Annotated in this window: 12 protein-coding genes; 11 read left to right on the top strand and 1 reads right to left on the bottom strand. The window is 45.0% G+C overall.

Going from position 1 to position 17,059, the window contains the following annotated elements; genetic code table 11:
• The first annotated feature begins 390 nt into the window (after nucleotides 1-390).
• The 4 genes from AB4135_RS03890 to AB4135_RS03875 all read left to right on the top strand — a co-directional run bounded on the left by AB4135_RS03890 (nucleotide 391) and on the right by AB4135_RS03875 (nucleotide 5,239).
• A complete protein-coding gene (locus AB4135_RS03890) occupies nucleotides 391-1,680 on the top strand; it encodes an NCS2 family permease (RefSeq protein WP_371990469.1) in 1,290 nt (429 codons plus the stop codon).
• A gap of 235 nt (nucleotides 1,681-1,915) precedes the next feature.
• Nucleotides 1,916-3,034, top strand: a complete 1,119-nt coding sequence (gene proB / locus AB4135_RS03885; protein ID WP_371990467.1) for a glutamate 5-kinase — start codon at nucleotides 1,916-1,918, stop codon at nucleotides 3,032-3,034.
• A complete protein-coding gene (locus AB4135_RS03880; RefSeq protein ID WP_371990466.1) occupies nucleotides 3,031-4,299 on the top strand; it encodes a glutamate-5-semialdehyde dehydrogenase in 1,269 nt (422 codons plus the stop codon). Before proB ends, AB4135_RS03880 begins: the two co-directional genes overlap by 4 nt.
• Before the next feature lie 304 nt (nucleotides 4,300-4,603).
• The gene (locus AB4135_RS03875; RefSeq protein ID WP_371990465.1) at nucleotides 4,604-5,239 is read left to right on the top strand and encodes a hypothetical protein; all 636 of its coding nucleotides are present in this window, start codon (nucleotides 4,604-4,606) and stop codon (nucleotides 5,237-5,239) included.
• 79 nt (nucleotides 5,240-5,318) lie between these two features.
• Here the strand turns inward: AB4135_RS03875 and AB4135_RS03870 are convergent, their stop codons facing one another.
• Nucleotides 5,319-6,233 (bottom strand): DMT family transporter, encoded by a 915-nt coding sequence (locus AB4135_RS03870; RefSeq protein ID WP_371990463.1) that lies wholly within the window; start codon nucleotides 6,231-6,233, stop codon nucleotides 5,319-5,321.
• Nucleotides 6,234-6,542: 309 nt separating this feature from the next.
• On the opposite strand from AB4135_RS03870, the gene dnaK reads away from it, so the two are divergent.
• From dnaK to carB, 7 genes are all read left to right on the top strand, one after another.
• Nucleotides 6,543-8,468, top strand: coding sequence for a molecular chaperone DnaK (gene dnaK, locus AB4135_RS03865; protein WP_371990462.1), 1,926 nt, complete (start codon nucleotides 6,543-6,545; stop codon nucleotides 8,466-8,468).
• Nucleotides 8,469-8,556: 88 nt separating this feature from the next.
• Complete coding sequence (dnaJ, locus tag AB4135_RS03860) at nucleotides 8,557-9,687, top strand: molecular chaperone DnaJ (protein WP_371990460.1); 1,131 nt, start codon at nucleotides 8,557-8,559, stop codon at nucleotides 9,685-9,687.
• A 77-nt stretch (nucleotides 9,688-9,764) separates the two neighbouring features.
• On the top strand, nucleotides 9,765-10,568 hold the full coding sequence (locus tag AB4135_RS03855; protein WP_371990458.1) for a M48 family metallopeptidase: 804 nt from the start codon (nucleotides 9,765-9,767) through the stop codon (nucleotides 10,566-10,568).
• 81 nt (nucleotides 10,569-10,649) lie between these two features.
• Nucleotides 10,650-11,267: an FKBP-type peptidyl-prolyl cis-trans isomerase gene (locus AB4135_RS03850; RefSeq protein ID WP_371990457.1), complete on the top strand. Its 618-nt coding sequence runs from the start codon at nucleotides 10,650-10,652 to the stop codon at nucleotides 11,265-11,267.
• A 63-nt stretch (nucleotides 11,268-11,330) separates the two neighbouring features.
• Entirely contained in the window at nucleotides 11,331-12,146 is an 816-nt protein-coding gene (gene dapB / locus AB4135_RS03845; RefSeq protein ID WP_248973189.1) for a 4-hydroxy-tetrahydrodipicolinate reductase, read from the top strand.
• Nucleotides 12,147-12,321: 175 nt separating this feature from the next.
• Nucleotides 12,322-13,494, top strand: coding sequence for a glutamine-hydrolyzing carbamoyl-phosphate synthase small subunit (gene carA, locus AB4135_RS03840; protein ID WP_371990455.1), 1,173 nt, complete (start codon nucleotides 12,322-12,324; stop codon nucleotides 13,492-13,494).
• A 28-nt stretch (nucleotides 13,495-13,522) separates the two neighbouring features.
• Entirely contained in the window at nucleotides 13,523-16,744 is a 3,222-nt protein-coding gene (gene carB, locus AB4135_RS03835; protein WP_371990453.1) for a carbamoyl-phosphate synthase large subunit, read from the top strand.
• Nucleotides 16,745-17,059 lie beyond the last annotated feature (315 nt).

Below are 17,059 nucleotides of genomic sequence, written 5' to 3'. Positions count from 1 at the left end.
TATTCACGGCGACTTGCAAAAGCTCAATGCAGCTGAATTACGTCCCATTGCCATATATTCTCTTAACCCTTACTGACTTTTAGACTCTTTAGCTTTACTCCCCTCGAGTCTCAAAATGAGTTTTTATCCTGAGAGCAGAGCAAACCTGTTCTCAATAGATAGCTGAAAGCTACCGATATATGTGTTGTTAACCCACTTAACTTTGTTTGTCCTCCGATTAAAAAACACTATTTAAATTAGCTGGTTCTAAGCTAAAGCAAATCGCTAGCATCAACTGATATCTGCCCGTATAATCGCCTAAAAATGTGCGTCCTTAACAGTTCGTAAACATTTATATGACAGTAGAAACTGTATTAACCCTACATAATAAAAATCAAGGAACCTTGTTCCATGCTAGAAAAACTATTCAAACTAAAACAGAACCAAACATCGTTAAAACAAGAGGTTGTAGCGGGATTAACCACTTTTTTAACCATGGCTTATATTATTTTTGTTAACCCTATGATGCTTGCCGATGCGGGTATGGATCATGGAGCTGTGTTTGTGGCTACCTGTTTGGCGGCGGCAATTGGTTGCTTGATAATGGGGATTGTCGCTAACTATCCAATCGCGCTTGCTCCCGGCATGGGCTTGAATGCGTTTTTCACTTACACGGTTGTGGGTGAAATGGGCTACACATGGGAAACAGCATTAGGCGCGGTTTTCCTCTCAGGGATCTGCTTTTTAGTACTCTCACTGGTTCGTATCCGTGAGTGGATAGTCAATAGTATTCCAATTTCATTACGCTTAGGTATTGCAGCCGGTATCGGTCTATTTTTAGCGCTAATTGGCCTTAAAAGTGCGGGTATTGTGGTTGCTAGTCCTGCGACTTTAGTGACAATGGGCGATGTGACTGCCTTTCCAGCTGTGATGGCGGTACTGGGCTTCTTCTTGATTATTGCCATGGTGCATAGAGGCATGAAGTCTGCGGTGATTATTAGCATATTGGCAGTTACAGGACTGGGTCTACTGTTTGGTGATGTACAGTATCAAGGCATAGTGGCAGCGCCGCCTTCAATTATGCCGACCTTTATGAAGATGGATCTGTCGAGTGTACTTGAAGTGAGTATGCTGTCGGTGGTTTTTGCATTCCTGTTTGTGGATCTGTTCGATACTTCGGGGACGTTAGTTGCCGTTGCTCAGCGCGGTGGCTTTTTAGATGATAAAGGCAAATTGCCGCGTTTAAACCGTGCACTGACTGCTGATAGTACCGCCACGATTGCAGGTGCTATGCTCGGAACTTCAACCACCACCAGTTATATTGAAAGTACAGCAGGCGTGAGTGCTGGTGGAAGAACCGGTCTAACTGCCGTTGTGGTGGGGTTGCTGTTTTTAGGTTCACTGTTTATCTCGCCACTTGCTGGTATGGTGCCAGCCTACGCGACAGCAGGTACACTGTTCTATGTGGCTATTTTGATGATGTCAGGCCTTGTGCATGTTGAGTGGGAAGATATCACTGAAGCGGCGCCAGTAGTGGTGGTTTGTATTTTAATGCCACTGACTTTCTCTATCGCCACGGGTATTGCGATGGGCTTTATCTCTTACGCGGTGATAAAACTGATGAGTGGTCGTTATAAAGATTTAAGCCTTGGTGTGGTAATTTTAGCCGCGCTGTTTGTGGCAAAGTTCATCTATGGCTAAATATGCTTGTTAACAGCTGAATATTGTTGATCGTTACAGAAGCCACCTCGGGTGGCTTTTATTTTGCCTTTTGTACGCTAGCTAAGTTAATGGGCTGCAAAGCTTACTGTAAAGCGGCAATAATATGAGATATATCCAATTCATCTAATTTATTTCTGCTCTTTGTGGGTACTCACTACCAATTCAAACCTAGATTGGGTATAAGGTTTATTCAATGTATTTTAGCTAGATAATAATGAACTTAAGTGAGATTGCTTACCGCCGCGTGGTGGTAAAACTGGGAACGAGCGTGTTGACTTCTGGCAGCCGCAAATTGGATAAAGCACATTTAGTTGAACTTGCTCGCCAAATGGCAAGTTTGATGAAAGCGGGTGTTGAAGTCGTGCTTTGCACTTCAGGTGCTATCGCCGCAGGCAAAGAGCATTTAGGCTACCCCGAACTCCCCGATACCATGGCAAGTAAGCAATTATTAGCAGCGGTTGGTCAAAGCCAGCTTATCTTGGCTTGGTCGCAGCTCTTTAGTATCTACGGTTTGCATGTTGGCCAGTTATTGCTAACTCGCGCCGACCTGCACGACAGAGAGCGTTATCTCAATGCCAGAGACTCTTTAAACGCGCTGCTGGCTAACGGCATTATCCCGATTATTAATGAAAATGACGCTGTCGCGACCACGGAAATTAAAGTGGGTGACAACGACAACTTATCTGCACGTGCGGCGCTACTTTGTGATGCGGATATGCTTATTCTACTAACGGACCAAAAAGGTTTGTTTGATGCCGATCCTCGAAATGACCCTAATGCAAAGCTAATCACTGAAGTGGTTAATATTGACGATAGCCTGCGTATGCTGGCAGGTGGCGCAGTTTCAGGCTTGGGGACAGGCGGTATGGCAACCAAGCTTGAGGCGGCTGATATTGCTCGTCGTGCGGGTGTTGAGGTGGTGATTGCTTCTGGACACCATAAAGATGTGATTCAAAAAGTGGTCTGTTCAACACCGGTGGGTACCCATTTTACTGCGTTAGAAAACCCGTTAGAAAGCCGCAAGCAATGGATTTTGGCAGGCCCTGCAACACGAGGTCAAATTCGGCTCGATCCTGGCGCAGTTGCCGCGGTGACGGATAAAGGCAAAAGCCTGCTATCGAAAGGCATTACCGAGATAAACGGTTTGTTCCAACGCGGTGATACCGTTGAGTTAATAGATAGTGCTGGTAGAGTCTGCGCCAAAGGCATGAGCCGTTATAGCTCGAAAGATTTAGGCCTAATAGCGGGCAAACATTCAGATAGCATCGAGTTGGTGCTCGGTTATGATTACGGTGACGCAGTGGTTCATCGCAACGATATGGTGGTGTTATGAGTAATAGCGAGTTTCTAAATAAGTTAGGTGAACAGGCAAAGAATGCAAGCTATGCTCTGGCAAGCCTAACGGGTCAGCAAAAGACGGCATTGCTGCGTTGTATCGCGAGTAAGCTGACTTACGCTAAAACAGAGATTATTGCGGCTAACCAACAAGATGTTGAACAAGCAAAAGCAAACGGCTTATCTGAGGCGATGATTGATCGTCTGTTGCTCGATGAGCCGCGCTTACTTAGCGTGATAGCTGATATTGATAATGTGATTGGCCTAACCGATCCCGTGGGCAGTGAGATTGATAGCCGCCTACTTGATAACGGCCTGCGTTTGTCTCGCCGCCGTGTACCACTCGGGGTTATTGGTGTTATTTACGAAGCACGTCCGAACGTGACTGTTGATATAGCAGTGTTAGCGTTAAAGACGGGCAACGCGGTTATTCTGCGTGGTGGTAAAGAGACCTTGGCCTCAAACAAAGCATTATGCAAAGTGATCCGCAGCGCAATGACGGAGCAAGGTTTACCTGAAGATTGCGTACAGCTCATTGATAATCCAGATAGAAGCTTGGTGTCTGGTCTACTGAAACTCGATAAGTATGTCGATATGATTGTACCGCGAGGCGGGCAGAATCTGCAGCGTCTTTGTGCTGAGCAAGCCACCATTCCCGTTATTTTGGGCGGCATCGGTATTTGTCATCTGTATGTTGATGTGCAGGCGGAACTCGAAAAGGCGATAGCCGTTATTGAAAATGCCAAGGTGCAACGGCCTACGGTGTGTAATGCACTCGATACGGTATTGGTACATCAAGCTAATGCTAAGCACTTTATTCCTGCATTGTGTAAGCATCTTGCAACAAAAGGCGTGAGCTTTTATGGCTGTGAGCAAGCTCAAGCGGTGATGGCTAATAATGAACAACAGATATTACCAGCCACTGAAGAGAGCTACTCAACTGAGTGGTTGTCGTTAACCCTCGGAATTAAGGTGGTGGATAGCCTAGAAGATGCCGTGGCGCATATCCGTCACTATTCAAGTGGTCACTCTGAGTCTATTTTGACTGACAACATCCATACAGCTAGCGAGTTTATGAATGCGGTCGATTCTGCTGCGGTTTACGTTAATGCCAGTACCCGCTTTACCGATGGTGGTGAGTTTGGTTTAGGCGCAGAAGTGGCGGTCAGCACTCAAAAGCTACATGCTCGCGGCCCGATGGGACTCGAAGCGTTAACCACTTATAAGTGGTTGGCTTGGGGAGATTACACTGTAAGAGGCTAATCATTGGCTATTCAACTCACTCAATAATGCATTGAAGCTTTGTTTTAAAGCTACTCGTCATAAAAGGTCGCTATAAGCGGCCTTTTTATTGCCCTGATAACTCTCTATTTCATATTCGTTGTGCGCAGCTGATTCAAACCTGAGGTGGTCAGAATTGCTATTAACTAGTGTGGAATAACATAATCTTATCTACTTAATGTCAATAAGGATGTGTTAAGTTATTGAGTTTAAAGTGAATAAAAAGTTGGCCTGTCGATTGCAATTCAATTGTTAATAAATGAAAGATAATCAAAAGGACTTTACCATGACGACTTCCCGCTTATTTACAACACTGTTCCTTATATTGGCAATGACATCAACGGCAGCGATGGCTGCATCAACCCGAACCTTGAGCGAGAGTTATCAATATGATGGCCAACAGGTAAGCCTTGATATGGGGATTGGTTCAGCTAAGTTTGTTGCCACTGACAGTAATGAGATAAAAATTGAGGTGGTAGTTGAAGATTCAGACACCAATTGGCTGTTCTTTTGGGGCGATACAAATCTTAGTGATATCGCTATCGAGTCAAAGCTAACAACCAAAGCACTCAATCTTAGTTTAAATGAACAAGATAATATTGAGCAGCAATGGACGGTGTACTTACCAAAGCAAGCAGCATTGTCATTAGAGGTTGGTGTTGGCGCAATTGAAGTTAGCGGTATGACTAATGATGTTGAAATCTCGTTGGGAGTAGGCAGTGCCATTGTTGAACATCAAGTTACCTATAGCAGTATTGATCTTGATTCAGGAGTAGGCGATGTATCAATCAGTGAGCAGGGGAAAAACCTCACTGTTAAGAGAAGCTTAGTGGCGCAGTCATACTCGAACAATGACCAAGCTGGCGAGGCATCACTCACGGTTGATGTCGGTGTTGGCGAGGTTATCGTTACTAAACTGTAGTAACTTCAACTTGTCGTTAAAGAATAAAAAAAACCGGCGTTTGCCGATTTTTTTATTAACTCTTATTGCTGCATTACCATTACACTGGCGCGCGTTTGTTGGCGCGCCACTTGCCAAGTTTTGGCAGTAGCTGTTGCAATGCCAGCGCCGACAAGATCAGTGCAAGACCGATATAGGTCGATTCTTCAATGTTTTCTTGCAATATCCAGGCTATAAAGCCGATTGACAGTACTGGGGTGATAAACACCAATGTGGTAATACTGGCGGTGCGTTCAGTCTTTTTAAGCGCGACAAGCCACAGCACAAAGGTCACTCCCATCTCAAATAAGCCAACATATACACCAGCGAACATGCCCTCGAGATCCCAAGCGGGTAAGGTTTGCGTCGTCAACAATGCAATGGTTATAAAAGGTAGTCCTACTAAGAAACTCAGCAGTAAACTGACGACCGGATCGCCTTTGTCCTTAGTGTTGACTATCCAATACAGTGACCACAGTAATGTGCTGGTTAGAGCCAGTAACACACCTGCAGTACTTTCAAATTGAAAACCCGTTAAATTGCCCTTAGTCGCAATGGTAAATACCCCAAGGTAAGCAACGACTGCCGCAACAACGTCACTTTTTCTTAGCTTTTGTCCTAATAAAGGTACTGACAATAGAGGCAGCAGAATCGCCCACGTATAGTTTAGTGACAATGCTTGTTGTGCTGGCAGTAAGTCATAGGCCTTAAACAATACTAAATAGTATAGAAAAGGGCTAAGCAAACCGGTTTGCAAATAAAACAGTGGTCGATTAGCAAATTGCTTGCGTACGAGTGATAGTTTACTTTGCATGGCAAGGATCACTCCAAGTGCCACAATAGAGGTGATTACCGCAATAAACACCAACTGTAACGGCGTGTAATGCGACAATGCTAGTTTAAAAGCGGTGGCGACAGTCGACCACAGCAGTATTGCACCTATGCCGAAAGCATAAGCCTGATGGGATTTTTTCAATTTTTATTACTCTACTACGTCGAGACTACATATATACGTGCAACACGGTCAGACCACATAGATTGCACAACTACTTCTCCGATTGTATGCATTATACGTTTGTGCATATTAGTGAACTGAGATTTAGATCAATAAAATGCAATCAAATGACAAAATTTACACTTTTCCCTTGTATTCGTTTCAAACGTCCCAATATAGGTAACCAAGAGACGAAATGGGTAAAAAATTAAGACTTGAAAACGATTCAGTCTGACCCCATTTCTATTACCAGATAACAAATTTAGTTTAGATAAGATTTCGGAGGACTCCATGGGTAGAATTATTGGTATCGATTTAGGCACAACAAACTCTTGTGTTGCAGTATTGGACGGCGACAAAGCTCGCGTATTAGAAAATGCTGAAGGCGATCGTACTACACCCTCAATCATCGCATACACTGCTGATGAAACTTTAGTTGGTCAACCTGCAAAACGTCAGGCGGTAACAAACCCAACTAACACCGTATTTGCTATTAAGCGTCTTATCGGTCGTCGTTTTAAAGATGATGAAGTTCAACGTGACGTTGACATCATGCCATTCAAAATCATCGGCGCAGATAATGGCGATGCTTGGGTAGAAGCTCAAGGTAAGAAAATGGCTCCACCACAAATCTCTGCTGAAATCTTGAAGAAGATGAAGAAAACTGCAGAAGATTACTTAGGTGAAGAAGTCACAGAAGCGGTTATTACTGTTCCTGCTTACTTTAACGATTCTCAGCGTCAAGCGACTAAAGATGCTGGCCGTATCGCTGGTCTTGAAGTTAAGCGTATTATCAACGAGCCAACTGCAGCTGCACTAGCATACGGTATTGATAAGAAGCAAGGTGACAACATCGTTGCTGTATACGATTTAGGTGGTGGTACATTTGATATCTCTATCATTGAAATCGACAGTGTTGATGGCGAGCAAACGTTTGAAGTACTTGCGACTAACGGTGACACTCACTTAGGTGGTGAAGATTTTGATAACCGTATGATTAAGTATCTTGCTGAAGAGTTCCAAAAAGAGCAAGGTCTTGACCTACGTAACGATCCGCTAGCCATGCAGCGTCTAAAAGAAGCTGCAGAAAAAGCGAAGATTGAGCTTTCAAGCACAACACAAACTGAAGTTAACCTGCCTTACATCACTGCTGATGCAACAGGTCCTAAGCATTTAGTGGTTAAGATCACTCGTGCAAAACTTGAGTCACTGGTTGAAGACCTAATTACTCGCTCACTTGAGCCACTTAAAGTTGCCCTAGCAGATGCTGACCTTTCAGTTTCTGATATCAACGAAGTGATTCTTGTTGGTGGCCAGACGCGTATGCCTAAAGTACGTGAAGAAGTTTCTTCATTCTTCGGCAAAGAGCTACGTCAAGATGTTAACCCAGATGAAGCCGTTGCTATCGGCGCTGCAGTTCAAGCGGGCGTACTATCTGGCGACGTTAAAGACGTATTGCTACTAGACGTTACGCCACTGTCTCTAGGTATTGAGACTATGGGTAGCGTAATGACTAAGCTTATCGAGAAGAACACTACTATCCCGACTAAAGCTTCGCAAACGTTCTCAACTGCAGATGACAACCAAGCAGCCGTGACTATTCACGTATTGCAAGGTGAGCGTAAGCAATCAAGCGGTAACAAGTCTCTAGGTCAATTCAACCTAGAAGGCATTGAACCAGCTCCACGTGGCATGCCACAAATTGAAGTTGCATTCGACATCGATGCTGACGGTATCTTGCATGTATCTGCTACAGACAAGAAGACTGGTAAAGCACAGAACATCACTATTAAAGCCTCTTCAGGCCTAAGTGATGAAGAAGTTGAAGCTATGGTTCGTGATGCTGAAGCACATGCTGACGAAGATGCTAAATTCGAAGAGCTAGTCACAGCACGTAACCAAGCTGATGGCATGGTTCACGCAACTAAGAAGCAGATCGAAGAAGCCGGCGAAGAACTACCAGCTGACGAAAAAGAGAAGATTGAAGCTGCAATGGCTAACGTTGACACTGCCACTAAAGGTAGCGACAAAGAAGCGATTGAAAAAGCAACTCAAGAGCTAATGGAAGCTTCTTCTAAGCTAATGGAAATTGCCCAAGCTAAAGCGCAAGCACAGCAAGGTCAACCAGAAGGCGCAGGCGAAGCGCAACAAGATGCTCACGCAGGTGATGATGTTGTTGACGCTGAGTTTGAAGAAGTGAAAGACGACAAAAAATAATGACGGTTAATCCCTAATTTATTCAAGCGGGCGTTGGAGGTAACTCTTACGCCCGTTCGTGCAACTCCAGCAAAGAAAGCATGAGATTATGTCAAAGCGAGATTTTTACGAAGTATTAGGTGTCGGACGTGACGCCAGCGAACGCGAAGTGAAAAAAGCTTATAAGCGTTTAGCAATGAAGTTTCACCCAGATCGCAACCCAGGTGATAAAGAAGCAGAAGCTAGCTTTAAAGAAGTTAAAGAAGCTTATGAAATCCTAACCGATAGTGATAAGAAAGCGGCGTATGACCAGTTCGGTCATGCTGGCGTGGATCCAAATCGTGGCGGTGGCGGTCATGGCGGAGCTGATTTCGGCGACGTATTTGGCGACGTATTTGGTGATATCTTCGGTGGTGGGCGTCGCGGTGGCGGACAACGTCAAGCGGCGCGCGGTAGTGACCTGCGCTACAACCTTGAGCTTTCTTTAGAGGAAGCGGTTAAAGGCTTAAGTAAAGAGCTACGTATCCCAACATTGGTTGCTTGTGAACCTTGTGACGGCACTGGCGCTAAGAAAGGCTCTAAACCGACAACTTGTGGTACCTGTCATGGCCAAGGCCAAGTGCAGATGCGTCAAGGTTTCTTTGCTGTACAGCAAGCCTGTCCTACCTGTCATGGCCGCGGCAAGATCATTAAAGATCCTTGTAATAAGTGTCATGGCGAAGGTCGCGTAGAGAAGAGTAAAACATTATCAGTTAAGATCCCTGCCGGGGTTGATACTGGCGACCGTATTCGTCTATCTGGCGAAGGTGAAGCGGGCGAGTTTGGTGCACCTCCTGGCGACTTATATGTTCAGGTTAGTGTTCGCGAGCATGCAATCTTCCAACGTGACGGCAACAACCTTTACTGTGAAGTGCCTATCTCATTTAGCAAGGCTGCATTGGGCGGCGAGATTGAAGTGCCAACATTAGATGGCAAAGTTAATCTTAAGATCCCAACTGAAACGCAAACTGGACGTATGTTCCGCATGCGTGGTAAGGGCGTTAAGTCAGTTCGTAGTCATGCTGTTGGTGATTTATTGTGTAAAGTTGTGATGGAAACGCCAGTTAACCTTAACGAACGTCAAAAAGAGCTATTGCGCGAATTTGAAGGAACATTAACTGGCCAGTCAAAGAAACACAGCCCCAAAGCTGAAGGTTTCTTCGATGGTGTTAAAAAGTTTTTTCAAGATTTGAATAGCTAATAACGCACTAAATAGTTCTATAATTTAAGCCTCGCAATTGCGAGGCTTTTTGTTATTAGCAATATGGAATCAAGTATATGACTAAAGGATTACTGATATTTATTAGCTCGGTACTGCTGCTGTCGGGGTGTGCGACTCACCAATCACCTACTGGTCGTGGTCAAACCTTACTGTTTTCATCACAAGAGATGTCACAGCTGGGTGATGCTTCATTTGCACAATTAAAGCAGCAAGAAAAGGTCAGTCAAAACAAAGCAACGAACAACTATGTCAGCTGTGTAGCGGATAGGATAACCGCTGCATTACCTGATCAAAGCTTACCGTGGGAGGTGGTGGTATTTGAATCTGAACAAGTCAATGCTTTTGCTCTGCCTGGTGGTCATATAGGTGTTTACACTGGCCTGCTAAATGTTGCGGTCAATTCTGATCAGCTAGCCACTGTAATCGGCCATGAAGTGGCGCATGTGTTAGCAAACCACAGTAATGAGCAGGTGTCGCGTGCACAGCTAACTGGTGCTGGGATGCAACTGGCTGATGTTGCCCTAGGCGCTGGTGGTATTGAAGATAAGAGCCTATATATGGCTGCGCTCGGGCTCGGAGTACAAGTCGGCTACATCTTACCTTATGGTCGCGACCAAGAATCAGAGGCCGATATTATCGGGGTAGAGCTAATGGCTAAGGCAGGCTTTAACCCTGCACAAAGCGTAGAGCTATGGAAGAATATGGCTAAAGCGGGCGGAGAGCAGGGGCCTGAACTGTTATCGACCCACCCGTCACACGGACAACGTATTGCACAATTACAACAAATGCAGGCCAAAGCTCAACCGCTTTATGAAGCGAATCGTGTCAGTGTGAAAAATACTTGTCAAAGGCCAAATTAGCTTCCCTTTTTAGGGGAATATCACAGATAATGTGCTAAACTGGCGCGCGAAAATTCATGAATCATTGAGAGTAAAATCATTATGTCTGATAAGTTCAGTACAATTGAAGAGCAAGCAAGTTACGGTGTTGGTCGTCAACTAGGTGAGCAACTAGCTGCTAACTCGTTTGAAGGTATCGATATTTCTGCCGTTCAATTGGGTCTATCTGACGCTTTCGAAGGTAAAGAAAGTGTAGTGGCTATGCAAGATATGCAAATCGCATTCACTGAAATCAGCCAACGTATCCAGAAAGTGCAAGAAGAAGCTGCCGCTGCTGCATCAGAAGTTGGTGATAAGTTCCTTGCTGACAACGGCGCACGTGAAGGCGTTGTGACTTTAGAGTCTGGTCTTCAATACGAAATCATTACCGAAGGTAATGGTGACAAGCCAAACGCTGATTCAACTGTTCGTACTCACTACCACGGTACATTCATCTCTGGTGATGTATTTGATAGCTCTGTTGCTCGTGGCGAGCCAGCTGAATTCCCAGTTAACGGCGTTATCGCTGGTTGGACTGAAGCACTACAACTTATGCCTGTTGGTTCTAAGTGGAAGCTTTGCGTACCACAGCACTTAGCATATGGTGAGCGTGGCGCTGGCGCTGCAATCCCACCATATTCAACTTTGGTATTCGAAGTTGAATTGTTAGAGATTATCTAAGTTAGCCAATAAGCCTAAGTTAATACTTAGGCTTTTTTTTGACAATTAGTTAGGAGTACTGAGATGACTGAAAGAGTAAGAGTGGCGATTACCGGCGGCAGTGGCCGCATGGGACGAACTCTTATTGAAGCGGCTAAACAAAATGATGCTATTTTGTTAGGCGCGGCGATTGAGCGTGCGGGTTCAACGTTAATGGGAGTTGACGCTGGCGAGCTTGCAGGTGTGGGGGCAATGAATGTTGCAATCACTGATTCACTAGATAAGGCCGTTGATGATTTTGATGTACTCATTGACTTTACCTCGCCTGAGGCTAGCGTGATCCATACCGATTGGTGTGCTAAACATGGCAAAGCCATTGTGATTGGCACTACTGGTTTCAATCATGCTCAAAAAGAGCAGATTTCAGCGTACTCAGAACAAGTACCTATTGTAATGGCTCCCAATATGGCTGTTGGCGTTAATCTAATGTGGAAACTGTTAGAAGTTGCGGCTGAAGTGATGGGGCATTACAGCGATATTGAGATCATCGAAGGGCATCACAGATACAAGAAAGATGCACCATCAGGCACAGCACTTAAAATGGGTGAAGTGATCGCCGAAACCTTAGGGCGTGATCTCGAAAAGTGTGCTGTTTATGGCCGTGAAGGTATTACCGGTGAGCGTGATAGAGAAACCATCGGCTTTGCTACCGTTCGTGCTGGTGACATTGTTGGCGAACATACTGCACTATTTGCTGATATTGGTGAGCGTCTTGAAATCACCCATAAAGCATCGAGTCGAATGACTTTTGCTAATGGTGCTATGCGTGCAGCTTCCTGGCTCAGCGCTCAAGGTTCGGGGCTGTATGATATGCAACAAGTCCTTGGCTTAAAACAATAAATATTCAAAACCGCTATTAGCGGTTTTTTTATGTGAGAACAGTTATTTTTTTTTAAAGTACAGTTCCACTATAGACTAGTGCCAGTTTTACGTATAAAATCGGCGGAATTTGTCAAAATTTCGTATTTTAGCGAAAGTTGGTATTTTAAAAAAACACAAAAAACATTGTATTTCAATGGCTTGGCTCTTTCCGGAGGTCGCGTTGACAAAGTCTGCCTTACTCGTACTTGAAGATGGAACCGTTTTTTCTGGCACTGCAATTGGTGCTGAAGGGATGTCTGTTGGTGAAGTGGTATTTAACACTTCAATGACTGGTTATCAAGAAATTTTGACTGATCCATCATATGCTCGTCAAATGGTAACCCTCACTTACCCACATATTGGTAATACTGGCACTAATGATGAAGACACTGAATCGTCGTCTGTTCATGCTTGTGGCCTTATTATTAGGGACTTGCCTCTTATTGCAAGTAACTTCCGAAATCAGCAATCTTTAAGTGAATACTTAGAGGCCAACAATGTTGTTGGTATTGCGGATATTGATACCCGTAAATTGACTCGTATTTTACGAGAAAAAGGCGCCCAAGCAGGATGTATTCTGGTGGGTGATCTTGATGAAGCCAAGGCGCTAGCAGCTGCTAAAGCGTTCCCTGGTTTAAAAGGCATGGATTTAGCCAAAGAAGTAACAACTACTGAAGCCTACCCATGGCGCAGTGGTAGCTGGCGTCTTGTGGGCGGTTTACCGTCAGATAAGGCTGAAGCTGAGCTTAAATATAAAGTCGTTGCTTACGATTATGGTGTTAAGCGTAACATTTTGCGCATGCTGGTTGACCGTGGCTGTGACGTCACAGTGGTACCAGCGCAAACGCCTGCATCTGAAGTATTAGCGATGAACCCAGATGGGGTTTTCCTATCAAACGGTCCTGGTGACCCAGAGCCTTGTGACTATGCAATCACTGCGATTCAAGAGATTTTGAAGACCGATATTCCGGTATTTGGGATCTGCTTAGGCCACCAGTTGTTAGCATTAGCTTCTGGCGCTAAAACCTTAAAAATGAAATTTGGTCATCATGGTGCAAACCATCCAGTGAGCAATATCGAGCAAGGTAATGTGATGATCACCAGCCAAAACCATGGTTTTGCCGCTGATGAAACAAGCTTACCAGGCAACATTAAAGTGACTCACAAGTCGCTATTTGATGGCTCATTGCAAGGTATTCACCTTACTGGCAAGCCTGCGTTTAGCTTCCAGGGTCACCCTGAAGCGAGCCCTGGACCACATGATGCCGCGCCACTGTTTAATCACTTCATCGATTTGATTGAACTGTATCGCCAGAATGCCAAGTAGTAAATTCATCCGGGAGAAGATTTAAGCAATGCCAAAACGTACCGATATAAAGAGTATTCTTATCCTAGGTGCTGGACCAATTGTTATTGGTCAAGCCTGTGAGTTTGACTACTCAGGCGCTCAAGCCTGTAAAGCCCTGCGCGAAGAGGGTTACCGAGTTATTCTTGTTAACTCTAACCCTGCAACCATTATGACTGATCCAGAGATGGCCGATGCAACTTATATCGAGCCTATTCACTGGGAAGTTGTCCGTAACATTATTGCTAAAGAGCGTCCAGACGCGATCTTACCAACAATGGGCGGCCAGACTGCACTTAACTGTGCGTTAGAGCTCGAAAGCCGTGGCGTACTAAAAGAGTTTAATGTCGATATGATTGGCGCAACTGCCGATGCTATCGATAAAGCCGAAGACCGTAGCCGTTTTGACAAAGCAATGAAGTCAATTGGCCTTGAGTGTCCTCGCGCAGGTATCGCTCATAACATGGATGAAGCTCGTGCTGTATTAGCTGAAGTCGGCTACCCATGTATTATTCGCCCATCGTTTACCATGGGCGGTAGCGGTGGCGGTATCGCATACAACAAAGAAGAGTTTGAGGATATCTGTTCTCAAGGTCTGGAACTGTCGCCTACCAGCGAACTGCTTATCGACGAATCTTTGATTGGTTGGAAAGAGTACGAGATGGAAGTGGTTCGTGACCGCAACGATAACTGTATTATCGTTTGTGCAATCGAAAACTTCGATCCAATGGGCGTGCACACTGGTGACTCTATCACCGTGGCTCCTGCACAAACATTGACGGATAAAGAGTACCAACTGATGCGTAACGCATCACTTGCAGTACTGCGCGAAATCGGTGTTGAAACCGGTGGTTCAAACGTACAATTTGGTATCAACCCGAAAGATGGCCGTATGGTTATCATCGAGATGAACCCGCGTGTATCGCGTTCATCTGCACTGGCATCAAAAGCAACGGGTTTCCCGATTGCTAAAATTGCAGCCAAGCTAGCTGTTGGTTTTACTCTTGATGAGCTAAGTAACGATATTACGGGTGGCGCAACGCCAGCGTCATTTGAGCCTGCAATCGATTACGTTGTTACCAAAATACCGCGTTTTAACTTTGAAAAGTTTGCCGGTGCTAATGACCGTCTCACCACTCAAATGAAGTCTGTTGGTGAAGTGATGGCAATTGGCCGTACTTTCCAAGAGTCACTGCAAAAAGCACTACGTGGTCTTGAAGTCGGTAAGAAGGGCCTTTGCCCTGAAATCGACATCACCGAAGCGGACGCTATGTCGCGCATTCGTCATGAGCTAAAAGAGCCTGGTGCTGAGCGTATTTGGTATATTGCCGATGCATTCCGCTCTGGTTTATCGGTAGATGATATTTTTGCGCTAACTAATATCGACCCTTGGTTCCTTGTACAGCTTGAAGATTTACTTAAGAGCGAAGCACAAGTTGCTGAAGCGGGTCTTGCTGGTTTAAATGCCGATGTATTGCGTAAGCTTAAGCGTAAAGGTTTTGCCGATTCACGTTTAGCAGCATTGGCGGGTGTCAGCGAGTCTGAGGTACGTAAACTACGTACTCGTTTTGAGATTCACCCAGTCTACAAGCGTGTTGATACCTGTGCTGCAGAGTTCTCAACCGATACGGCTTACATGTACTCTACTTATGAAGAAGAGTGTGAAGCTAACCCATCAAACCGTGACAAAATCATGGTACTGGGCGGCGGGCCAAACAGAATTGGTCAAGGTATTGAGTTTGATTACTGTTGTGTGCACGCTGCATTAGCGCTACGTGAAGACGGGTACGAGACCATCATGGTTAACTGTAACCCTGAGACGGTTTCTACCGATTACGACACATCAGATCGTCTGTACTTTGAGTCAATTACTTTTGAAGATGTACTTGAAATCGTACGTATCGAAAAGCCAAAAGGCGTTATCGTGCAGTACGGTGGTCAAACACCACTTAAACTTGCACGTGATTTAGAAGCGGCAGGTGTACCGATTATTGGTACCAGTCCTGATGCGATTGACCGCGCAGAAGACCGTGAGCGTTTCCAGCAAGCGATTGAACGTTTAGGCATGAAGCAGCCTGAAAATGATACCGTGACAACGGTTGAAGGTGCGGTGATTTCTGCAGAACGTATTGGTTACCCGTTGGTGGTTCGTCCATCATACGTACTCGGTGGCCGTGCAATGGAAATCGTTTATGACGAGCAGGATTTACGTCGCTACTTTAATGAAGCGGTTAGCGTATCGAATGCTTCGCCAGTATTGTTAGATAGATTCCTTGATAATGCTATTGAAATCGATATCGATGCGGTATGTGACGGCGAAACGGTAGTGATTGGTTCAATCATGGAGCATATTGAGCAAGCGGGCGTTCACTCTGGTGACTCTGGTTGTTCATTACCGCCATATAGCTTGAGCCAAGATATTCAAGATCGCATGCGTGAGCAAGTGGGCAAGCTTGCTATGGAGCTAGGCGTTATCGGTTTGATGAACGTACAGTTTGCGGTGAAGGATGACGAGATCTACATGATCGAAGTTAACCCTCGAGCAGCTCGTACTGTACCATTTGTATCGAAAGCAACAGGTGTTCCGTTAGCTAAGATTGCTGCACGAGTGATGGCTGGCCAAAGTCTTAAGTCACAAAACTTCACTGAGGAAGTTATACCGCCATTCTACTCTGTAAAAGAAGTGGTATTGCCGTTTAACAAGTTCCCAGGTGTTGATCCACTGCTTGGCCCTGAAATGCGCTCAACCGGTGAAGTAATGGGTGTGGGTGACACGTTTGCTGAGGCTTATGCTAAAGCGCAACTGGGTGCGACTTCGGAAGTGCCTAAGTCTGGACGTGCACTTTTATCGGTACGTAATAGTGATAAAGCGCGTGTTGCAGATTTGGCGGCTAAGTTAATTGAACTTGGTTACGAAATCGACGCGACACACGGCACAGCCGTTATCTTAGGTGAAGCGGGTATTAACCCACGCTTGGTTAACAAGGTTCACGAAGGTCGCCCTCATATTCTTGACCGTATTAAGAATGATGAATACACCTACATTGTTAACACCACTGAAGGTCGTAAAGCGATTGAAGACTCACGTCAACTTCGCCGCGGTGCACTGCGTTATAAAGTGAACTACACCACGACATTGAACGCTGCTTTTGCAACATGCATGGCGCATGCTGCAGATGACCGTTCAAATGTAAGTTCGGTGCAGGAGCTGCATAAACGTATTACTAAGTAATCGTTAATGTTTGAAAAAGGCCGCTGATTGCGGCCTTTTTTATACCAAATCTAACTGTGAGTAATTGTATTATACCAATCGTAGTAAATAACTGTTCACTCTAGCTTGTTAAAGCACTCGATAACGTCGTTAAAAATTTTGACTGTAGAATAACTACTTATCGAAAATTTCTGCCTTGTTCTCAAGTGTTTTTCCTGCGCTATTTCTGAACACTTACTTACTTTGATTGGTATTATTACGCTGCATATAGGTGAACTTGTTCGCGGTTAACGAAAATTTATCTTACTTTGCTAGCAAGTCCGAGCAAGGTTGAGT

Origin of the sequence: Shewanella sp. 10N.286.54.B9 (assembly GCF_041468565.1) — a bacterium.
Taxonomy (GTDB): Bacteria; Pseudomonadota; Gammaproteobacteria; order Enterobacterales; family Shewanellaceae; genus Shewanella.
The sequence above is the reverse complement of the archived record's forward strand: the minus strand, read 5'-3'. Positions and strand labels throughout refer to the sequence as shown.

What these genes read in the sequence shown, in the direction of transcription:
- AB4135_RS03850 (WP_371990457.1), top strand. Translation starts at nt 10,650, where the DNA reads ATGTCTGATAAGTTCAGTACAATTGAAGAGCAAGCAAGTTACGGTGTT.
- dnaJ (WP_371990460.1), top strand. Translation starts at nt 8,557, where the DNA reads ATGTCAAAGCGAGATTTTTACGAAGTATTAGGTGTCGGACGTGACGCC.
- carA (WP_371990455.1), top strand. Translation starts at nt 12,322, where the DNA reads ATGGCTTGGCTCTTTCCGGAGGTCGCGTTGACAAAGTCTGCCTTACTC.
- AB4135_RS03875 (WP_371990465.1), top strand. Translation starts at nt 4,604, where the DNA reads ATGACGACTTCCCGCTTATTTACAACACTGTTCCTTATATTGGCAATG.
- dnaK (WP_371990462.1), top strand. Translation starts at nt 6,543, where the DNA reads ATGGGTAGAATTATTGGTATCGATTTAGGCACAACAAACTCTTGTGTT.
- carB (WP_371990453.1), top strand. Translation starts at nt 13,523, where the DNA reads ATGCCAAAACGTACCGATATAAAGAGTATTCTTATCCTAGGTGCTGGA.
- AB4135_RS03890 (WP_371990469.1), top strand. Translation starts at nt 391, where the DNA reads ATGCTAGAAAAACTATTCAAACTAAAACAGAACCAAACATCGTTAAAA.
- AB4135_RS03855 (WP_371990458.1), top strand. Translation starts at nt 9,765, where the DNA reads ATGACTAAAGGATTACTGATATTTATTAGCTCGGTACTGCTGCTGTCG.
- dapB (WP_248973189.1), top strand. Translation starts at nt 11,331, where the DNA reads ATGACTGAAAGAGTAAGAGTGGCGATTACCGGCGGCAGTGGCCGCATG.
- AB4135_RS03880 (WP_371990466.1), top strand. Translation starts at nt 3,031, where the DNA reads ATGAGTAATAGCGAGTTTCTAAATAAGTTAGGTGAACAGGCAAAGAAT.
- proB (WP_371990467.1), top strand. Translation starts at nt 1,916, where the DNA reads ATGAACTTAAGTGAGATTGCTTACCGCCGCGTGGTGGTAAAACTGGGA.